Below are 1,070 nucleotides of genomic sequence, written 5' to 3' on the forward strand. Positions count from 1 at the left end.
GGGTCATGTGGGTTCACTGAAGAAGGGATGAATAGCTTCAGTTTTCATGACAACGCCATTTTTTGCAACAAGCCCGCCGAAAGGACTTCCCCTGCCTTTTGCTCATGCCTTCTTAAATTAATATCCACTCTATTATAGGGATTAATATTAAGTCCGATTTTTAATATGCTTGAATGGCTTTCATAACTGGTATTAACCACTTCCTGCCCTGGAGAGATTGGAGTTTTCTCACTATACTTGTCATAACCATGCTTGCCGGCGAAGTAATTTCCCTGATATCTTTCGCTGTGAGCAATTAAAAAATCGAAGTCATAATTAATATATGCCAAGCCCGCTGTTACTGACCCATTGTTAAAACTGTAGCTATTTATTCCGTTAGAGAGTTTATAATTTGATTGATCATCCTCTACTGAAGCTATATCCGGCCTGCGATTGTTGTTATAAGTACCTCCTTTAAATAAAATACCGAAATTATCACCCGAAGGAACTATCTTTGCCGCATCAATAGTTTTCATTTTGATTGTTCCGCCTATAGCTCCACCGGAAAACTTGCCTTTTGAAGCCCCTTTTTCGATCGTAATAGATTCAATCAGGTCCATATCTATATATGTTCTGTCTGCGCTGCCTTGATATCCTCTCCATGTGTTTGTTGATTGGAGGCTACCGTCAATGACTATGGGGACTCGTCCATTACCTTGCAACCCTCTAATACCAACATCTATAGCACCGCCTTCATTTCTTGAATTATTAATTTGCAGCGAAGTTTCATTTCCAAATACGTCAGCGTTATTTGTCCCTCTTATATTTTTTATATCATCAAGATGTATTGTGTTTTTGTTAAAATTTAACCGTGGGGCTTCAACTACCATTTCATCTTCGTCTGTATTAATATTTTTTGCCAATGACGTATTGTCTACAAATAATAAGAGTATGCAGGCGTATAGATGAATCTTTTTAGATGTTGTTTTATTGTAGATAACTTTGATCTCCGACTATCTGATTTATCACCCTCCAGTAATGATAATGATTTTTATTCTCATGTAAAGGGGCCAGTGGAAGAACAGTAGCCC

At 37.9% G+C, this 1,070-nt stretch carries 1 protein-coding gene; it reads right to left on the minus strand.

The annotated features are described in order from the left end of the window. Positions 1-44 precede the first annotated feature (44 nt). Complete coding sequence (locus AEP37_RS23835; protein WP_156168781.1) at positions 45-902, minus strand: TonB-dependent receptor plug domain-containing protein; 858 nt, start codon at positions 900-902, stop codon at positions 45-47. Positions 903-1,070 lie beyond the last annotated feature (168 nt).

The sequence above is a fragment of the Yersinia pekkanenii genome (genome assembly GCF_001152565.1).
GTDB lineage: Bacteria > Pseudomonadota > Gammaproteobacteria > Enterobacterales > Enterobacteriaceae > Yersinia > Yersinia pekkanenii.